Here is an 18,637-nt window from a genome sequence, read left to right as displayed (position 1 = left end):
CGTTACCGTTGACGATGCCAGAGGGGCGATCGGTCGATGCCGGGATGGACGCGTTCGCCGCGCTCGGGACCTCCGTCCGCGAGGCGCTGTCCGACCGCGGGTTCACCACCCCCACGGAGCCACAGCGCCTGGCGATCCCGACGCTTTCGACGGGTCGAAACGCCCTAGTCGTCGCACCCACCGGCACAGGAAAGACCGAAACCGCGATGTTGCCGGTGCTCGATGCGATCGTCCGTCGCCGGGCGCGCACCCGAGATCGTGGGAAAGAACCGCTCGGGGGGATTCGGGCGCTGTACATCACCCCGTTGCGGGCGCTCAACCGCGACATGATGGACAGACTCGAGTGGTGGGGCGAGCGGCTCGACGTCGAGATCGCGGTTCGTCACGGCGACACGACGAGCTACCAGCGTCAGAAACAGGCAGAGGATCCCCCGGACGTGTTGATCACGACGCCCGAAAGCCTCCAGGCGATCCTGACTGGATCGCGGATGCGCGAGGCGCTTGCCGACGTCGATCACGTCGTCGTCGACGAGGTCCACGAACTCGCTGCGGCGAAACGAGGCGCCCAGTTGACCGTCGGACTCGAACGACTCCGGGCTGTCGCCGGACCGTCACAGCGGATCGGACTATCGGCGACGGTCGGCGATCCCGAGGAAGTCGGCCGATTCCTGGTCGGCGTCGGAACCCCGCATTCGGATCACCCGGCCGCCGCCGTGGACCCGGCGACCGAAGACGAGGGGGGGCCGCGAGGGGCGGACCGCGACTGTAAAATCGTCGAGATCGACGTCGGCAGCCGCGTTGAGTTCACCGTCACCGAACCGATGGTAACAGACGAGGACGAGCGGCTCGCCGGCGAACTCGCGACCGATCCCGAGATCGCAAGCCACGTCCGATTTATCCGGGACGTAGTCGAGGAAAACGAATCGGTGTTGATATTCGTCAACACCCGACAGACCGCCGAGGCGCTCGGATCGCGGTTCAAACAGCTCGATGCGCCGATCGAAGTTCACCACGGATCGCTCTCGAAGGAAGTCCGGATCGACGTGGAAGACCGGTTCAAGACCGGCGAGATCGACGCGCTCGTGTGCACCTCCTCGATGGAACTGGGGATCGACGTTGGGCGGGTCGATCACGTCGTCCAGTACAACAGTCCCCGAGAGGTCGCCCGGCTGCTCCAGCGGGTCGGCCGGGCGGGCCACAGACGCGACGAGGTCTCGCGGGGAACGATCCTGACGAGCGATCCCGACGACGCGCTCGAGGCGCTCGCGATCGCCCGTAGAGCCCGGGACGGTGAGGTGGAACCCTCGGCGATTCATCACGCCAGCCTCGACGTCGTCGCGAACCAGCTCGTCGGGTTCGTGATGGACTTCGGGGAGATCGCCGTCGGCGACGCCCACGAGATACTCACTGCGGCGTACCCGTTCCGGGAGCTCACGGAGCAACAACTCCGGGAAGTGATCGACGAGATCGCGGGCAACCGGCTCGTCTGGAACGAGACGGATCACGACCGGATCGAGAAGACCGGCGGTTCCTGGCAGTACTTCTACGCCAACCTCTCGATGATCCCCGACGAGGAGACCTACGAGGTGTACGACGTCTCCTCGCGGACGGGCGTGGGAACCCTCGACGAGCGGTTCGTCGTCAACTTCGCCGAGCCGGGGGCGACGTTTATCCAGCGCGGGGAGATGTGGCGGATCACGAAGATCGACGACGAGGAGAGCCGGGTGGAAGTGTCGCCGGTAGAGGACCCGGGCGGGGAGGTTCCCTCCTGGGTGGGCCAGGAGATCCCGGTGCCGGCGGCGGTGGCATGCGAGGTCGGCGAACTGCGCCGGGTCGCCGGCAGGCAGATCGCGGCCGGCGGCAGTCGGAAGTCTGTCGCCCGGGAACTCGCCCGCCGATACCCCGCGGACGCGCGGACGATCGCGGACGCCCTCGAACCGATCGAGCGACACGTCGAGTCGGGGGCGCCGCTGCCGACCGACCGACGGCTCCTGCTGGAGGGGGAGGCGCGGACAGTCGCGTTGAACGCGACGTTCGGCCACGAGATCAACGAGACGCTGGGACGGCTGCTCGCGGCGCTGGTCGGCCAGCGGACCGGCTCGTCGGTCGGCATGGAGGTGGATCCCTACCGGATCTCCTTCGAGGTGCCGCCGTCGGTCGGGCCGTCGACGTTCCGGGAGGTGCTTCTCGAAACCGACCCGGACCACCTCGAGCCGCTGCTCGAACTCGCCTTGAAGCGGTCGGACACCCTGAAGTTCACTCTCGCGCAGGTGGCCGCGAAGTTCGGCGCCCTGAAACGCTACCAGGGCGATCACCGGTTCGGCGCCGATCGGCTGCTCGCTGCGCTTTCGGACACGCCGGTGTTCGAGGAGGCTGTTCGGGAAGTGTTCCATCGAGATCTGGCTGTCGAGCCGACGGCGGAGCTTCTGGGTCGCCTTCGGACGCCGGCGGAGGGAGGAGGTGACCCGAACGACGACGTCGAAGAGAGAAACGGCGATCGGACGCTCGAACTCGCGATCGTCGGCGAACGGACCCCACTCGGCACCGGAGGACGGTCCGGCGGACGCGAGTTCCTGGTGCCCGAAAACGCGGACGCGTCGGTGATCGACGCCGTGCGGGACCGGATCATGGACGATCGCGTCAGGCTCCTGTGTCTCCACTGTCTCGAGTGGGAGCGAACTCGAGCCGTCCGTCGGGTGAAAGACCAGCCGGACTGTCCCGACTGCGGTTCCACCAGGATCGCCGCGCTCAACCCGTGGGACGAGGAGACGCCGGCTGCGGTCCGGTCCGGCGAGAAGGACGAGGAACAGCGCCGACTCACCGAACGGGCGTATCGTTCGGCAAACCTGGTCCAGAGCCACGGCAAGCAGGCGGTGATCGCGATGGCGGCCCGCGGGGTCGGGCCGCACAACGCCGCGCGTATCATCGCGAAGCTTCGGGAAAACGAGGACGACTTCTACCGGGACATTCTCGAGCAGGAGCGCCAGTACGCCCGAACACAGTCGTTCTGGGATTGACTTTTCAGGCAGCCGACGAAGCTTGGTCTACTCTCGGAACTGTTTTTCGTCGGGGACGCCGGTGCTGGAGGCGGTGGCGTCGACGCGTTCGACCATTTCGTCGAGTTCCCCGGCCGTGGGTTCGGGGAGGTCGAGTCGGTTTCGAGCGATCGGGATCCACTCGCAGGCGAGCCTCGCACACCACCGGTGGAAGGGTGCGTCGGCTTCGGCGGTTTCGAGCAGCCGCTGGAACGCCGGGAGCCAGTCGAAGTGGTCCCGGAAGAACGGACGATACTCGTCGGGGCCGCCCGACTCCAGGAGCACGGAGGCGTAATCGAGCAAAAGCGCGAGGTGGTCGGGGGGATACGCGGCGGGAATCTCGGCTTCGAGCGCGTCGTAGCGTCGGCGCATCTCGTCGGCGGGCGGTCCCTCGAGGAGGCCTTCGCGTCCGGTGCCGGCGTGCCACTCCCGGTAGGGGGATTCCACCGGGATCGCGTACGGGGATTCGAGCCCTTCGAACAGCCGGATGTACTCGTTGTCGAGGGAGCCGACCGTCTCCGGCAGCAGTTCGGTCGCGGGGCCGCCCTCCGGTTCGGGGAGATCCAGGCGATCGACAAGCATGTCGATCTCCGTGTCGAGCAGTCCCGCCTCGACGTCGGTGAAGAACCGCTCGTCGGGGTGTTTCAGACACTCGGCGAGCAGGCTGCACAGCTGCGCCCAGTCGTCGCTGTTCGCCAGTTCCGGAACGGGTTCGGTGGTCGCGTCGGGATTCGTCATGGGTTATCGGTTCGGATTTCGCGTCGGTGTTTCTGCGACGGTGCGAGGGAGAGACGAGAGGAGTCAGCGGGACAGCGCAGCGGGAGAGGGCTTGCCTCTCAGGCGACCACGAGTGGCGCTTTCACGGCCATGAAAAGCGCCACGTATCGCAGGAGGAGCCCACCCAGTACGACCAGGCCGAACTTGGCCGTGTACGTCGCCTGTGCGAGTCGCTGGAGTTTCGGGGTCGCCTGGAGGTCGATGCGCCACTCGGCGACGAGGAGCGCCGCCGAGAGGACCAGCGGCGCGAGGAGTCCCAGGGCGACGACGCCGCCCCAGAACAGCAGTGCCATGTCGGTCCTCAGCAGTTCGAAGGTGGCCTGGGCTGCGGGGCCGCCCTGCGAGAGGGTCCACACGAGCGATCCGAGGATGACAATCTCCGCGAGGATCACGAGGTCGTCGACGAGGCTGAACTCGTGGACGCCGGTGCCGAAGACGCCCTCGAAGATGCCCGTGAGGCCGGCGGTGGCGGCAAGGCCCATCGAGAGGCCGCTGGCGAGAAACAGGAACGGCAGAAGGGTGCCGTCCCAGGCGGGGTAGAGCCACGCTACCTCGCTCAACAACAGCGCCGTGTACACCACGAGCAACACCGCCAGAAACGCGCCTCCGGCGTGGACCGCCAGCCGGAGACGCTCTCCGGGACGGGTGAGCCGGCCCAGCCTGGTGAGCCAGTGTTCGAGGGGTACCTCGAACCGTGTCTCGATCCAGCGGGTGATCCACCGGGCGAAGGTGCTGGGATCGTCGTCGGTCTCCTGGCCCCAGATCTGCCAGAACGCCTGTATCATTGCCACCAGGGTGAACAGCACGATCGTCCAGGTGCCGATCACCAGCCAGGACTCGAAGTTGACGAACAGGATCGGGAACAGCAGCGCGCGCAGGGGCGCACCCAGGTGGGTAAACAGGATGACCCCGCCGACGGCGATACCGACGACTGCGGCGATCATCCCCCACCGGCTCGTGGCCCGCAGTGCTTCGGCTTTTGTCCCGTCTTCCCGCCGGCTCAACACGTCTGCGGCAAAGCCGGTGAGGTAGGCACCACCGGCCAGGCCCCCGAAGAAGAGGTAGATCGCGATCTTCAGGTCCCAGTGGTGCTCGAGTATCCAGATCAACCCGTCAGGGTGGTAGGGCATGTGGTGTCACCCGGTCGGGTCGGTGGTTTCGATCGAGTCGTGCGATTCCTGGGTCACTGGTTCGACGACCAGCGCCGGCCCGACATCGCTTTCGCTGTAGCGGTTGGCCGCCTCCTTGGAAGCCTCCCGGAGGATCTCGTTGATCGGGCCGGCCTTCAGTGCGTCGCCGACACAGTTGTCGACACACGCTGGCGTGGCGCCGCCGTCCTCGGGCTTTTGCCGCGCAGGCTTGCCGTGTCCGTCGCCGGCGCCCTCGCCCAGACAGAGGTGACACTTCGAGAGCAGCCCTTCGTCGTCGTACAGGGCGGCGCCGAACGGACACGCGTACGCACAGTAGTGACAGCCGATACATTTGTCGCGATCGACGGTGACGATCCCGTCGCTTTCGCGTTTTTCGATCGCGTGGGTGGGACAGACCTGCCGGCACGGCGACTCCGCACAGTGGAAGCACGACATCGACACCGACGTCTCTTCGTAGTCGGGGAACGACCCCTCGGCGACGTGTTCCATCCGGCGCCACTTCGGCCCGTCGGCGTCGATGTCGTTGCGGACGCGACACGACAGCGAGCAGGCGTGACAGCCGATGCACTTCTGGGTGTCGAAGTAGAAGGCCCACTGGCGGCTCATGCGCCGTCACCTCCGATCTTCGTTACTTCGACAGGATGGTTCCTGTCGACCTGGCCCGACACCGGTTCGACGTGTCGTTCCCTGTTGAGCATCATGGAGTTCGCACCTGCCTCCTCGGGATGGGACGACCCCTCTCCGAAGCCGTTCTCGGTGCCGACCCAGCCGGGGCGGACGCCCTCGTAGACGTTCGCCGGGAGCTCGATGGCGTCGTCGCGGGACTCCACGCGGACCATATCCCCGTTCTGGATGTTCCGCGGACGTGCGTCCTGGGGGTTGATGTGAAGGAAGTTGCCCCCGTAATCGGAGCTGTCGAAGCCGTAACGGTCCTGGTACTCTTCGACTGACTGGGGCAGCGCCTGACAGTGTCCGCGAGACATCTGCTCGACGAACACGTCGGTGAACAGCAGCGGGTACTCGTCGTCGGTCGTTTCGCCGTAGAGGTCGTCGTCGACCGGCTGCCACTCGGGGGCCGTGCTGACGCCGAGTTCGTCGGCCAGGGCGGCGTAGCTCTCGTGCGGCTCCAGGTCGAACTGGAACAGCCCCGTTTCGGTGTTGAACCCGTCTTCGCGGTACTGCTGGTAGCCGTACTCGTCGACGAGCGCGTAGCTCTGTTCGGCGAGTTCGTCGAAGCTCATGTCGATCGCGTCGAGCTTCTCGTCGAGGTATTCTTCCTCGGAGTCCCACGGGAAGTACTCGCCGTAGCCCATCTCCTCGGCGAGTTCTTTGTAGATATCGAACGACGGTTTGGTGTCCCACAGCGGATCGATCGCGGCGGGGGACGCGGTGACCCACTGTTGGGTCGGGTAACAGCTGTCCCCGCCGCTGTCGAGGAACGGCTGTTCGATCTGTGACGACTCGGGGAAGACGACGTCGGCGTTCTCGCTGACGGCGGTCCAGAACGCGTCGACGACGATTACCAGCTCCATCTCCTCGAGCGCCTCGATCCATTCCTGGGTGTTGCCGCTCTTGGGCGAGATCGACCAGTTGGAGACGTACCCCTTGATGTCGCCTTTTTCGACCATCGTCGGCACGTAGTTGTGACAGTAGTTCCGGATGTGCCGCTGGAAGGGGTAGTCGTCGTAGTCCGGCAGGTCGGCGTCCTCGTGAGCGTCCGGCAGGTCGATCCCGCGCTCGGCGTGGGGATCGTTCAGGCCCGGTCCGCCGTAGTGGCGGGTGCCTCCTTCGGTGTCGATGCTTCCGACGAGCCCGTTGAGCGCATGGATCGCCTGGGCGTTCTTGAAGCCGTTACCCTGGTAGGCGATTCCCGTCCACGGGAACGCCACCGCCTTCGGGGCGGCCTTCGCGAAGCCGATCGCGATTTCGCGGATCTCCTCGGCGTCGATGTCGGTGATCTCCTCGGCCCACTCGGGCGTTTTGTCGGCGACGTTCTCGCGGTACGCCTCGAAGCCGTAGGTCCACTCCTCGACAAACTCCTCGTCGTAGAGACCCTCCTCGATGATGACCTGGCCCATCGCGAGCGCGAGCGCGCCGTCGGTCCGGGGCTCGATCGGGAGCCACCGGTCCGACTTCTCGGCGGTCTTGGTGTATCGGGGGTCGATCGTCACCAGGGTCGCGTCGTTGTTCTGCTGTGCATCGAGGATGCCTTTGGGCTCCCACTGCCCGCGGAAACACTCCATGGGGTTGCGACCCCAGGCGATGATGTACTCGGAGTTTTGCCAGTCGGGCCACTCGCGACCGTAGCCGCCCATCCAGCCCCAGCTATCCGAGAAGGGTCCGTGACACGTCGTCTTCCGGCCGACCTGGATCGCGGCGCCGTAGATCCGCTGAAAGAGCTTGTCGTGTGTGTCGGTAAGCGGGTAGCCCTGGTAGCGGAGCATCTTCTCGGCGCCGTGTTCCTCGCGGAACTGTTCGAGCCGCTCGGCGGCGAATTCGATGGCCTCCTCCCAGGAGGCCGACTGGAGTTCGCCGTCTTTCCGGATGTACGGCTGCCGGATCCGGTTGGGATTGTAGGTCTTGTCCAGTTGGGCGACGCCCTTCGAGCAGAGTGTCCCCTCGCGACCTTGGCCGCCGCTGGCCTTCGGGTGACCGTCGACGCCGGTGAGGTCGATGGCTCTGCCGTCCTCAACCGCGATCTCCTGGCCGCAGGAGGCCCGACAGATCCAGCAGTTTCCGTGGACGATCTCGCGGTCGGTCTGCTCTTGGGCGGCGACCGTATCCGTTTCCGTCGAGATGGCACCACCGCCGACGGCGGCGGCGGCCCCGGCTGCCGCGCTGGTCTTCAGGAAGTTTCGGCGACTGACGCGCCCGCCGCCGGTCGGTTCGACTGCCTGGCTTTCGGACGGTCCGACGCGTTCACTCATCAGTGCTCCCTCCGTTCGTATACGGCGGACGCCGGCATCTCTCCGGCGTTACGCCGTGTCGGCACCTGGTTCGATGTCACGGTGACCACCACAGGTGAGAATACGGATTGGATCCTGATCCCGGTTGTTGCGGATATACTGTCTTTTTAAACTGAGGACGTGTGAAGGGTGTATACCTGTGTCAAACCGTGGGTTCTCGGATAGGGACGGTCGGGGGGAACAGTCGGTTGGACAGTCGGGAGAGAGGTCTGCCTCCGATCCCTTTTTGCTATCTCATCGCGTCGAGAACGAGCTTTCGCTCGGCGGAGCGCAGTCGTTGAGAGATGGATGATTTCGAGACGCCGAACTCGTCGGCAATCTCGTCGAGGCCGACCTCGCGGGGGCGCTCGTAGTAGCCGTGTTCGATCGCCCAGTCGACGGTCTCGCGCTCGAGGTCGGTCAGTCGGGAGACGTTCACTGTCTGGAGTTCGTGGAGGTTTTCGCTGCCCGAGACCAAAGAGAGTTGCTGGACCTCCACGTCGGCGATCTCCGAGAGATCCTGCACGATGTCCATCAGGGTGAATCGGTCCGGGGGATACGTCTCGACGGTCAGTTCGCCCTTTTTCCGGTCGGCGATCACCGCCACGGAGTCGTGTTCGGTGAAGGCGTTGCAGAAACACGACTCCTCGATCTCGGTTCTGACGTATCGGACCGAGTCGTTCGACGATCGAACGGGTGACGCCTTCGTGATCAGGTGACAGTCACCGTTCAGGCTCGCCTTTTCGATATCGGTCACGCACGGACACGCGTCCGTGAGCGGGCAGGGGTGATCTTCGGGCAAGCGGACGGAGAGTTTGGCGCATAACTCGCGGGAATCGCCGAGCAGCTTGTCGATGGAGGTTCCCGATCCCATGTGAGAAAATTCACTCACTTCTTGTAATAATCCCCCGTGGCTTTTCCCGTGGAGAAAACTGGCGAAGTGTTTAATATTTCGACCGACAGGGCCGGTGTCTTTCGCGCCTCGCAGGCCGCCGCCCCCCGTCGATCCGGAAGCCTTAAACGACGAACGGAACTGTATCAATATGCGGGCCGGTGGGGTAGCTTGGTATCCTTCGGCCTTCGGGTGGCCGTAACCGCAGTTCGAATCTGCGCCGGCCCACTTTTCCGCACTTCGCAACCGTGAGCGGAGCGAACGGTCCGTAGTGCGTGAAAAGTCCTCTGCCAAGCAGATTCGAACCCTACCAGAGGCAGCCCGCACAGGAGCGAAGCGACGAGCAGGAACCTCTGGTTCCGGTTCGACATCTGCGCCGGCCCACTTTTCCGCACTTCGCAACCGTGAGCGGAGCGAACGGTCCGTAGTGCGTGAAAAGTCCTCTGCCAAGCAGATTCGAACCCTACCAGAGGCAGCCCGCACAGGAGCGAAGCGACGAGCAGGAACCTCTGGTTCCGGTTCGACATCTGCGCCGGCCCACTTTTCCGCACTTCGCAACCGTGAGCGGAGCGAACGGTCCGTAGTGCGTGAAAAGTCCTCTGCCAAGCAGATTCGAACCCTACCAGAGGCAGCCCGCACAGGAGCGAAGCGACGAGCAGGAACCTCTGGTTCCGGTTCGACATCTGCGCCGGCCCACTTTTCCGCACTTCGCAACCGTGAGCGGAGCGAACGGTCCGTAGTGCGTGAAAAGTCCTCTGCCAAGCAGATTCGAACCCTACCAGAGGCAGCCCGCACAGGAGCGAAGCGACGAGCAGGAACCTCTGGTTCCGGTTCGACATCTGCGCCGGCCCACTTTTCCGCACTTCGCAACCATTTATTAGACGGCCGGTCACCGGCCGCGCTACGCTCGTTCCTGGAAGACCTCACAACACTGCCCCACAGTAGTCACACTCGGATCGATCGGCGTCGTTCCGTGCGCCACAGTCGGGGCAGTTGCACCGTCGCTTCTCCGTGGCGGTGTCGGCGGCCGACGGCACCGGCGCCCCGCAGGAACTGCAGTAGTTGACGCCGAACTCACTGTCCTCGCCTTCGACGTCCCCCTCTCCGAATTCGGGGGCGAGTTCCGCCCCGCAGTTGGCGCAAAACCGCGGAGGGGTCTCTCCATCGCGATTCAGGCCACGCCGCTTTCGATACACCTGGATCATCCCGATCAGTAGCATCGTTCCGACCACGATCCAGCCGAGGGGACCCATCGCGAGCACCGTCACGAACAACACGTAGCCGACGACGAGGATGCCGACGGCCAGGAGGGCAGTTCGCAGGGACATACGCCCGTCTACCGACGGCGGCCAAATAATCCTTTCCGGGGGCGGGGGGGAGAGGGGCTCACTCGTCGAGCCAGACGTTGTTGTAGTCGCTGACCATCCGCGGGTTGCGCTGTTCGCGGGGGTGGGCGACCAGATCGTTCACGCGATCCCGGATACCCAGCGACACGCTGAGACTGTACGCCGGAAGGTGCAACCGCTCGTCGAGGATCGTCTCGATGGCCGACTCGTACAGCGGCCGGCGCTCCTCGATGCTGCCGCCCCGCCGCGCTTCGAGGATCTGCTCCATCAGGTCGCCGTCGCGGTAGTACACGCCGTTGGTGCTGCCTTCCTGACTCTCGTGAAAGAGATTGTACACGTAGTTGTCGGGATCGGGACCGCCGAGCCAGCCGAGGGTGTACATGTTGCAGTCGTCCTCGTTGCCGGTGTTGTAGGTGTCGGTGAAGGTCCCCCAGTCGAGCCGCTGGACCTGTGCGCTGTAGCCGATTTCTTCGAGGCCGTTGCCGACGCTGACGCCGATCTGTTCGCGGATGTCGTCGGGGGGCGTGAGGATAGTGAACTCGTAATCTTCCGAGACGCCGGCGTCCTCGAGCAGATCGGCCGCGCGATCGAGGTCGCGGTCGTGGGGGATCTGGGCCCACTGGTCGGTGGGGAAGTCCCAGGTTTCGGCCACGGGCACCGGGACGGGCCCGTAGTTTCGGACGCCGGCGGGTTCGACGAAGTTTTCGACGGCCTGATCCATGGAGAACACGTAGTCGATCGCCTCCCTGACCTGCGGGTCGGCGGCGGGCCCCTCGTTCGTGTTGAAGGCGAGATAAAAGTAGGAGATGCCGGGGGCGTCGTCGATCGTCGCCTGCTGGTTGTTTTCGACGGTTTCCCACAGTTGCGGTGGGATCCCGCCGATGACGTCGACGTCGCCGGTTTCAAGCACCGTCACGCGGGTGGTCTGTTCTTCGATCGGTTCGAACCGGAGGCGCTCGGCGTAGGGGAGTTCGTCCCAGTAGTCGTCCCACCGCTGTAGTTCGACGAACTCGCCTTCCGTCCAGTCGACGAGTTCGTAGGGGCCGGAGCCGATCGGCGTTTCGTTGTTGAACGCCGTCCGGTCTTCGATCCGGGCGTCCCGCGGCACGATGTTCCGGGTGAGCACCAGCGTGAAGAAGGGGCCGTAGCCGAACTCCAGGTCGATCTGGACGGTTTGTTCGTCGACGAGATCGATCGATTCGATCATCTCGACGTCGGCGGCGTTGGCGGTTTCTTCTTCGAGGGGCGCCTCCAGTGAGTGTTTGACGTCGGTCGCGGTCACCGGTTCGTCGTTGTGGAACCGTGGGCCATCGCGGAGTTCGACGATGTACCGTTCGCCGTCGCGTTCGACCGTCGGCAACTCCGCTGCCATCTTCGGGACGGGTTCGGTCCCCTCGTCGAAGTCGAACAGTGGCTCGTACAGCTGTGAGGCGATCTGCTGTGAGTAGATGTCGTTGATCTCGATGGGATCCAGCTGGAGGGGCGTCTGCTGCTGTGCGAAGATCAGTTCGCCCCCATCGCGTGGTTCCTCGGATGCGTCCTCTCCGTCGGTCCCGTCGCTCCCATCGTCCGGATCCGCCTCCCCGTCGGCGGGTTCGGCGTCCTCGAGACACCCCGCCAGCGTGAGCGCAGTAATACCGGCACCGATACGGAGCACGTTGCGTCGTCGAACCGTCCGTTCGTCTTTTTGAGACATCGAACTACGATAATACAGGGGTTCTAAAGAACTGTTCCTGTCGTACCGGCCAAATATCACCGACATCTCGGAGACTCCTCCGATGTCCACTCTCGAAGACAATCCCTAATACGCCGGAACCGGAGCACCCGATATGGCTGCCGAGGGCGAGGATCCGGTCTACTACGTGATCAGCGATCTCCATATCGGTGGCGACGAACAGCTCGAGGAAATCGAGTTCATCGAGGAACTGCTCGAGTTCCTGGGGCGACTGGAAGAGACCGACGAGAACGTCGAGCTGATCATCAACGGCGACGCGTTCGGGCTCTGGGAGTTCACCGGTATCGACGGTCCGGAGAAGTTCGACGTCCTCGAGGAAACGTATCCGGAGCTGTTCGAGCAGCTCCGGGACACTGGCGAGAACGTCCCCATCACGATGCTCCCCGGCAACCACGACCACGAACTCGCCGCCTACGAGGAGTACGTCGACCGGTTCGCCGAGTACAACGTCGAGATCGTGCAGGATCGATCGATCACCCGCCCTGTCGGCGATCGGGTGATCCACTTCGAACACGGCCACCAGCAGGATCCCAACAACCGGATCGAAGACTGGGGCAACCCGCACATGACGCCGATCGGCTACTTCTACAACACCCACGTCGTGAGCCGTGCCGGCCACCTCTCGGACCGCGGCCGGTTCAACTGGCTGAAGGACGTCCAGGCGGTCACCCCCACCGAGCGCATGCCGAACTGGCTCGTCTCGAAGTACTTCTATCGGGAGATGAACCCCCTGTTGCGGTACGCCGCGATCCCGTTTCTGTTCCTGTTCAACATCAGCCTCGTGCTGGCGGTGCTGGCGGGGCTGGACCTGGCGGGGATCTGGTCGATGCCGGTCGACCGCACCGAGGCGTTCCTCGGCGAGTTCGGGTTGGCCGGCGCGGCCGCCCACCTCTTGCTTTCGGTGAACGTCGCGATCGCCGGGCTGCTGTTGCTCGTTGGGATTCCTGCCTACCTCTTCCTGCGTGACGCCCGGAAGACGATCGACCGGTTCGGCGTCTTCGAGACCGAGATCACGGTCGACCCGGAGCGGCCGTACCGCAAGGCTGCCCGGGAGATATTCTCTGAGAACCCCGAAACAGCGATCTTCTGTTATGGCCACACCCACCGGCCGAAAGTACGGGAGGTCGACGGTGGCCTGCTGGTCAACACCGGGACCTGGCTGAAGCGACTCCACCGACGGGAGGTCATCGCCGGACGACTCCCCCCGGTCTTTTATCCTTCCTACCAGCTGTGTGCTGTCCGGATCGAGTCCGATCCGGAGGGCGTGGCCGTGGAGTACGAGGGGATCGAAAAACCGAGCCCAGTCTCCGAAGAGCTCACCCTCACGGAGCGACTATTGACACTCGGCCGCGAGCCGAACCCGACGCTTCCCGACCGGACGGTCGTGCCGTCCGACGCCGATCCGTCAACGGACGATGCGGCAACGGACGATTCGGGGGACGATGCGGCCGACGCGGTCGCCCGTGCCAGTCGGTGAAACCGCCCCTGACGTCGGCCGGCCGATCAGCCGTCGATGTCGAGTGCTTCGGCTTGTGCGTCGATTTCGGCCTGTATCGTTTCGATCGTCTCCTCGCCCTCCTCGCCGTCGAACAGGTGCGAAAACCGGTCCTGTCGCTCGAGATACTCCTCGATCGGTTTCCGATCGCGGACCGTCTTCACGTCCGTCACCTCGCCGTTCTCCATCTCGTAGATCGGATAGACGCCGGTTTCGACCGCCAATTCGCCCAGATCGATCGTCTCCTCCGCGTCGAATCCCCAGCCGACCGGACACGGCGAGAGCACCTGGACGTAGGCGGGACCGTCGATCTCCAGGCCGGCGCTGACCTTCTTCCGGAAATCGATTGGGTCGGAGATACTCGCGGTCGCGACGTACTCCACGCCGTGGGCGGCCGCGATCGCGGGCATATCCTTTTTGGGGCTGTCTTCCCCGGTGCTGTACGCGCCGGAGGGGGTCGTGGTGGTGTGCGCTCCCGGCGGGGTGGAACCGCTGCGCTGGACGCCGGTGTTCATGTACGCCTCGTTGTCGTAGCAGACGTACAGGACGTCGTGTCCACGTTCGAACATGCCGCTGAGGCTGCGCATCCCGATGTCGAAGGTGGCGCCGTCGCCGGCGAACACGATGAAGTTCACGTCCTCGTGGTCCTCGAACTCTTCGCGCCCCTGGCGGGAGAACGACCGGTACGCCGCCTCGATCCCCGAGGCGACGCCGGGGGCGTTGGCGAACACGTTGTGGATCCAGCTGACCCCCCAGGCGCTTTCGGGGAACGGCGAGGATACCACCTCCATGCAGCCGGTCGGGTTGACGACGATCGTGTTTTCGCCCGCCTCCTCGACGACGTGTCTCGCGACCAGCGCCGGCCCACACCCCGAACAGGCGCGGTGACCCGGCGCGAAGCCGGCGTCGTCGTAGTCGAACTCAGATACGTCGTCGAGTTTCTCATCGAGTTGCTCTGTGGACATCAGTGGGACACCTCCTCGGGCAGGATCTCCTCGCGGAGCTGCGGCCAGACCTCCTCCTCGTCGGGCGCGAACTCGTGGGGAGAGACGTCGGCGTCGACGTACAGCTCGTCGGCAATGCCGACGACGTCCTCGACGGTGATGTCACGGCCGGCCAGACCGATCACGAAGTCGCGGACCAGGGGGCGGTCCGGAAGGTTGTACAGTTCGGACTTGAGCTCCATCGAGAGGGGCCCCCCCGATCCCGGCGAAATCGCCTTCTCCAGGACGCCGACAGCCTCGACGCCTCCGAGCACCTCGCGCAGCGCCTCGCCCGGGAACGGCCGGAACACTCGCGGCCGGACAACCCCGACGCGGATCCCGTCCTCTCGGGCCCGGTCGACAGCGTCCTTTGCGGTTCCCGCCAGGCTGCCGAGAGTGAGCAACGCGACGTCGGCGTCGTCGAGCCGGTAGGTGTCGACAAGCCCGCCTGCGTCGCCGTACGAGCGGCCGAACACCTCCTCGAACTCGGCGGTGGCACGTTCGATGGCGTCGCCGGCCCGCAGCAACACTTCGTGGGGGACGTACTTCGCCTCGGTCCAGTGTTCGGGTCGGGCGTACGCGCCCATCGTCTTCGGCTCCGAGGGATCGAGCGTCTGTTCGGGCTCGTACGGCGGCAGGAACTCCTCCACCGGCTCGGGTTCGGGCACGTCGACCGGCTCCTGGACGTGCGTGAGGACGAACCCGTCGAGGTTCGACATGACCGGCAGCTTCAGTTCCTCGGCGACGCGGAACGCGATCAGCGTGTTGTCGACTGCCTCCTGGACGTCCTCGGCGTACAGCTGAATCAGCCCGGAGTCACGCTCGGCCATCGTGTCGGTGTGGTCGTTCCAGATCGAAAGCGGTGCGGAGATGCTGCGATTCGCGACCGCCAAAACGAGGGGAAGCCGCATCCCCGCGGCGGTGAAAAGCGGCTCGCTCATCAGCTTCAGCCCGTTCGAGGAGGTGGCGGTGAACGTCCGCGCGCCGGCGGCGCTCGCGCCGATCACCGACGAGGCGGCGTTGAACTCGCTGTCGATGCGCAGGAACTCTCCGTTGTAGTGGCCGTCAGCGGCCAGATCGGCGATCCCTTCGACGATCCCCGTCTGAGGTGTGATCGGGTACGCCGAGACGACGTCCGGGTCCGCGCCGACGACGGCCTTCGCGACGGCGTCGGTGCCTTTTATGATCTCCCGCGTCATCATTTCACCTCCGGTACCATCTCGATGGCGTCCACCGGACACTGCCCGGCACAGATGCCACAGCCCTTGCAGTAGGTCAGATCTACGTCGTACGCGCCCCCCTCGACCTCCTGTGCGACCCCGTCGGGACAGAACCGCTCGCAGAGCCCACAGCCGATGCAGGTCTCGGCGTCGAACACCGGACGCTGTGAGCGCCAGCTGCCCGTCTCGTTTGCGAGACTCGTTCGGGGCTCGACGACCCCCCCCAGCGTCAGCTGCTCGTCGGCGCTCATGCCGACACCTCCTGCACCGCGGCGTCGATCGCGGCGGCGTTCTTCTCGGCGATTTTCTCGTCGAACTTCTTTCGGACGACAGCCTTGGCGTAATCGGGCTCGACGAGCCCGGTCGCTGCCGCGAACGCGCCCATGAGAGCGGTGTTGGCGATCGGAACTCCGAGGTGCTCGCGGGCGATCGCGGTGGCGTCAATCGTTTTGACCTCGACGTCGAGATCGAGGCCGAGCTCCTCGATGGAGTCCGTGCTGTTTACCAGGAGCAATCCCTCCTCGCTCATCCCGTCGGCCACGTCGACGATATCGAGTAGGGACGTATCCTGGACGATCACGTAGTCGGGTGCGGTGACCTGGCTCCGCACCCGAATGCGGTTCTCGTCGAGCCGGACGTACGCCTCGACCGGCGCGCCCCGGCGCTCCACGCCGAACGCCGGGAACGCCTGCGCCCAACTGGATCCCTCGAAGGCAGCACCCGCGATGAGCTGAGCCAGCGTCACCGACCCCTGTCCTCCGCGACCGTGAATTCTGATTTCCTGCATACGAGCGTCTCCCAGCTGACTGTAGGGAACCGATCCCGGTCAACGTATTCCCGCTATGTTGGGGGACTATATCATATCAGATCGTTGTAATGTTGATGAAAGATAATGGGGGTATCGGAGAACTGTCCGCCAATTGGTGGGAGTGGTTCGAACTATGAGGACTCTATCATGTTTTTACATTATATTACTGTTGCGTGGTATCTTTCGAGCGATCGTTCGCGGGAGTGTCCACCTTCGACCGGGATGCCGGGGGCTTATCTTCCCAGTCTGCCTTCCGCCGGTATGCTCACGTTCATCGGGCTCGGGCTCTACGACGAGCGGTCCGTCACCGTCGAGGGACAGGAGGCGCTCCGGTCGGCGGACCGCGCCTTCGCCGAGTTTTACACCAGCCGACTGATCGGGACCGACATCGAAACGCTGGAGGCGTACCACGGGACCGAGATCGAGGTCCGGGACCGGGAGGGGGTCGAACGGGATCCGGAGCCGATTCTCGAGGCGGCAGCCGGAGGAAATGTGGCGTTTCTCACGGCCGGCGACACGATGATCTCGACGACGCACGTCGACCTCCGGCTGCGCGCCCACGAACGCGGGATCGATACCCGAGTGATCCACGGGGTAACCGCCGAGTCGGCCGCCGCGGGGCTCACCGGCCTGCAGAACTACCGGTTCGGGAAGGCAGTCACGCTCCCGTTTCCGTACGCTCACGGCGGCGAGGGGGTCCCCGACAGCGTGCTCGATTCGGTCGAGGCCAATCGCGATCGGGGTCTCCACACCCTGGTGTATCTCGACATCAAGGTCGGCACGGGTCCGCGGGGACCGGATCCGGATCACGAGGAGTACATGACTGCCGACGTCGCCGCCGACCTGCTCGCGTCGGCGTGGCGCGACGAACTGGGGGTCGTCGTCGCCCGGGCCGGGAGTCCCGATCCGGTCGTCGCAGCCGATCGGCTGTCGGCCCTTGCAGACCGGTCGTTCGGGGATCCGCTCCACCTGCTCGTCGTCCCCGGTGATCTCCATCACGTCGAGGCCGACGCGCTGGCCGGACTGGCGGGCGCCCCTGCGGAACTCCTCGGGGAGTGATCAGTCCACCCCGTCGGGATCACTCGCCTCGCCCACCTCGCCCCCAGTTGCCTCCGTTGCCCCCCCGCCGGCCGTGTCCACTGACGCCGTGGTCGCGGGTCGTCCGCGGTCTTCGAGGTTCGTCGGTTCCCGCGGGAGGTCGATTACCTCCTGGAGGTCGTGTTCCTCGCCGGTGAGCACGTAGAGGACGTCCTCCAGAACGATCAGGAGTTCCGGAAGCTGTCGGACCACCAGATAGGTGACGCCGATCAAGGCGACGACTGCAAGCACCTGGCTGATGATCCGATCGGAGACCAGAAACGAGACGCGGTACGGGTTGGTCTCGCCGAACAGGAACAGCACTGCCTCGGGGAACCAGCGCATGTACTGGTTGCCGGTCACAATCGTGATGAACGAGGTGCGGAGCACGTTAAGCACGTAGATGATCCCGATCGCGAGCGCGAGCGCACGGAGTTTGCGGACCAGCGGCGCCCGAACCGCCGCGATCAGTCCCGCGAAGATCGACATGCTCCCGATTCCGGTGCACGCGAGCACGACGGTGACGTAGATGGCGTGTTCCTCGCCGCCGTCGGCGTAGAGCCACCGGAACGTGGCGTCGTAGCCCTCGCTGCTCTCGATCATCTCGGGCGTGTATCCGACCGCCTCCATCACGAATGCGGTCATGACGGCGGTGTGTTCGATCAACACCTGCCTCGGTGCGGGGAGTGCAACCCCCGCGATCGACAGCGCGGGGATCGTCTCGAACGGGAGGTAGACGACGCCCATGACCGCGACCGCACGGGTGAGAACGAACAGCGTGTCCCGGCCGGAGTAGACGAGCCAGCCGACGTACGCGGACGCCGGAACCGCGACGAGGCTCAATATCCCCTCGACGTACGACTGGTGGACGAACGCGAAGTGGGGGACCAGGTTGAGCCAGAACGCCGCGAAGACGAGCCACGCCGCGAACGCGACCACCCGGACTGGTTTCCCGATCGACGCCCCGGACGCGAGGCTACCGCTCGTCCCGGCTCGCCGGCGCTGCCGCCACTCCAGTAGGGCCGCAAGCACGAACAGGCCGATCGAGAGCCACGCCAGCCCGTCGGAAACGGGGCCGACCTCGAACAGCCCGTCCGGGCCGACCTGGAGGAGGCTGGCCGGCGGGGGTATTGATCCGGGGGCGGTGCCGTGCATATCCGCGATAACGGGATG

General features: G+C 65.1%; 15 protein-coding genes and 1 tRNA gene. 4 read left to right on the top strand and 12 right to left on the bottom strand.

The window, feature by feature from the left end; genetic code table 11:
* Positions 1-14 precede the first annotated feature (14 nt).
* Positions 15-3,017 carry a DEAD/DEAH box helicase gene (locus AArcSl_RS00645; protein WP_119813730.1) on the top strand — a complete coding sequence of 1,001 codons (3,003 nt, stop codon included), beginning with the start codon at positions 15-17 and terminating at the stop codon, positions 3,015-3,017.
* Positions 3,018-3,044: 27 nt separating this feature from the next.
* Here AArcSl_RS00645 and AArcSl_RS00640 read toward each other — a convergent pair whose 3' ends face one another.
* From AArcSl_RS00640 to AArcSl_RS00620, 5 genes are all read right to left on the bottom strand, one after another.
* Positions 3,045-3,773, bottom strand: a complete 729-nt coding sequence (locus tag AArcSl_RS00640) for a TorD/DmsD family molecular chaperone (protein ID WP_119813728.1) — start codon at positions 3,771-3,773, stop codon at positions 3,045-3,047.
* Between the two features lie 98 nt (positions 3,774-3,871).
* Positions 3,872-4,942 carry an NrfD/PsrC family molybdoenzyme membrane anchor subunit gene (nrfD, locus tag AArcSl_RS00635; protein ID WP_119813726.1) on the bottom strand — a complete coding sequence of 357 codons (1,071 nt, stop codon included), beginning with the start codon at positions 4,940-4,942 and terminating at the stop codon, positions 3,872-3,874.
* A 6-nt stretch (positions 4,943-4,948) separates the two neighbouring features.
* Complete coding sequence (locus AArcSl_RS00630; RefSeq protein ID WP_119813724.1) at positions 4,949-5,569, bottom strand: 4Fe-4S dicluster domain-containing protein; 621 nt, start codon at positions 5,567-5,569, stop codon at positions 4,949-4,951.
* On the bottom strand, positions 5,566-7,890 hold the full coding sequence (locus AArcSl_RS00625; protein WP_119813722.1) for a molybdopterin-containing oxidoreductase family protein: 2,325 nt from the start codon (positions 7,888-7,890) through the stop codon (positions 5,566-5,568). The genes AArcSl_RS00630 and AArcSl_RS00625 overlap by 4 nt, the downstream gene beginning before the upstream one ends.
* Before the next feature lie 268 nt (positions 7,891-8,158).
* Positions 8,159-8,782, bottom strand: a complete 624-nt coding sequence (locus AArcSl_RS00620) for a helix-turn-helix domain-containing protein (protein ID WP_119813720.1) — start codon at positions 8,780-8,782, stop codon at positions 8,159-8,161.
* Positions 8,783-8,955: 173 nt separating this feature from the next.
* Here AArcSl_RS00620 and AArcSl_RS00615 point away from each other — a divergent pair.
* Positions 8,956-9,028, top strand: a tRNA-Pro gene (locus AArcSl_RS00615).
* 695 nt (positions 9,029-9,723) lie between these two features.
* Here the strand turns inward: AArcSl_RS00615 and AArcSl_RS00610 are convergent.
* Together AArcSl_RS00610 and AArcSl_RS00605 are read right to left on the bottom strand one after the other, a co-directional pair.
* Positions 9,724-10,128, bottom strand: coding sequence for a zinc ribbon domain-containing protein (locus AArcSl_RS00610; RefSeq protein ID WP_119813718.1), 405 nt, complete (start codon positions 10,126-10,128; stop codon positions 9,724-9,726).
* 58 nt (positions 10,129-10,186) lie between these two features.
* A complete protein-coding gene (locus tag AArcSl_RS00605) occupies positions 10,187-11,842 on the bottom strand; it encodes an ABC transporter substrate-binding protein (protein WP_119813716.1) in 1,656 nt (551 codons plus the stop codon).
* Positions 11,843-11,975: 133 nt separating this feature from the next.
* Here AArcSl_RS00605 and AArcSl_RS00600 point away from each other — a divergent pair, with 133 nt between their 5' ends.
* On the top strand, positions 11,976-13,358 hold the full coding sequence (locus AArcSl_RS00600) for a metallophosphoesterase (RefSeq protein WP_119813714.1): 1,383 nt from the start codon (positions 11,976-11,978) through the stop codon (positions 13,356-13,358).
* Positions 13,359-13,384: 26 nt separating this feature from the next.
* Here the strand turns inward: AArcSl_RS00600 and AArcSl_RS00595 are convergent, their stop codons facing one another.
* Genes AArcSl_RS00595 through AArcSl_RS00580 form a run of 4 tightly spaced genes read right to left on the bottom strand, consistent with a single transcriptional unit; the run spans position 13,385 to position 16,366 of the window.
* Positions 13,385-14,341: a thiamine pyrophosphate-dependent enzyme gene (locus AArcSl_RS00595; protein ID WP_119813712.1), complete on the bottom strand. Its 957-nt coding sequence runs from the start codon at positions 14,339-14,341 to the stop codon at positions 13,385-13,387.
* Positions 14,341-15,558, bottom strand: coding sequence for a transketolase C-terminal domain-containing protein (locus AArcSl_RS00590; protein ID WP_217563482.1), 1,218 nt, complete (start codon positions 15,556-15,558; stop codon positions 14,341-14,343). The genes AArcSl_RS00595 and AArcSl_RS00590 overlap by 1 nt, the downstream gene beginning before the upstream one ends.
* Positions 15,558-15,830 carry a 4Fe-4S binding protein gene (locus tag AArcSl_RS00585; protein WP_119813708.1) on the bottom strand — a complete coding sequence of 91 codons (273 nt, stop codon included), beginning with the start codon at positions 15,828-15,830 and terminating at the stop codon, positions 15,558-15,560. The genes AArcSl_RS00590 and AArcSl_RS00585 overlap by 1 nt, the downstream gene beginning before the upstream one ends.
* On the bottom strand, positions 15,827-16,366 hold the full coding sequence (locus AArcSl_RS00580; RefSeq protein ID WP_119813706.1) for a pyruvate ferredoxin oxidoreductase subunit gamma: 540 nt from the start codon (positions 16,364-16,366) through the stop codon (positions 15,827-15,829). Before AArcSl_RS00580 ends, AArcSl_RS00585 begins: the two co-directional genes overlap by 4 nt.
* A 282-nt stretch (positions 16,367-16,648) precedes the next feature.
* On the opposite strand from AArcSl_RS00580, the gene dph5 reads away from it, so the two are divergent.
* Positions 16,649-17,446, top strand: a complete 798-nt coding sequence (dph5, locus tag AArcSl_RS00575) for a diphthine synthase (protein WP_119813704.1) — start codon at positions 16,649-16,651, stop codon at positions 17,444-17,446.
* On the opposite strand, the gene artA is transcribed toward dph5, so the two are convergent.
* Complete coding sequence (gene artA, locus AArcSl_RS00570) at positions 17,447-18,619, bottom strand: archaeosortase A (protein WP_119813702.1); 1,173 nt, start codon at positions 18,617-18,619, stop codon at positions 17,447-17,449.
* Between the last annotated feature and the right edge of the window lie 18 nt (positions 18,620-18,637).

Origin of the sequence: Halalkaliarchaeum desulfuricum (assembly GCF_002952775.1) — an archaeon.
Taxonomy (GTDB): domain Archaea; phylum Halobacteriota; class Halobacteria; order Halobacteriales; family Haloferacaceae; genus Halalkaliarchaeum; species Halalkaliarchaeum desulfuricum.
This window is presented reverse-complemented; position numbering and strand designations above follow the sequence as displayed.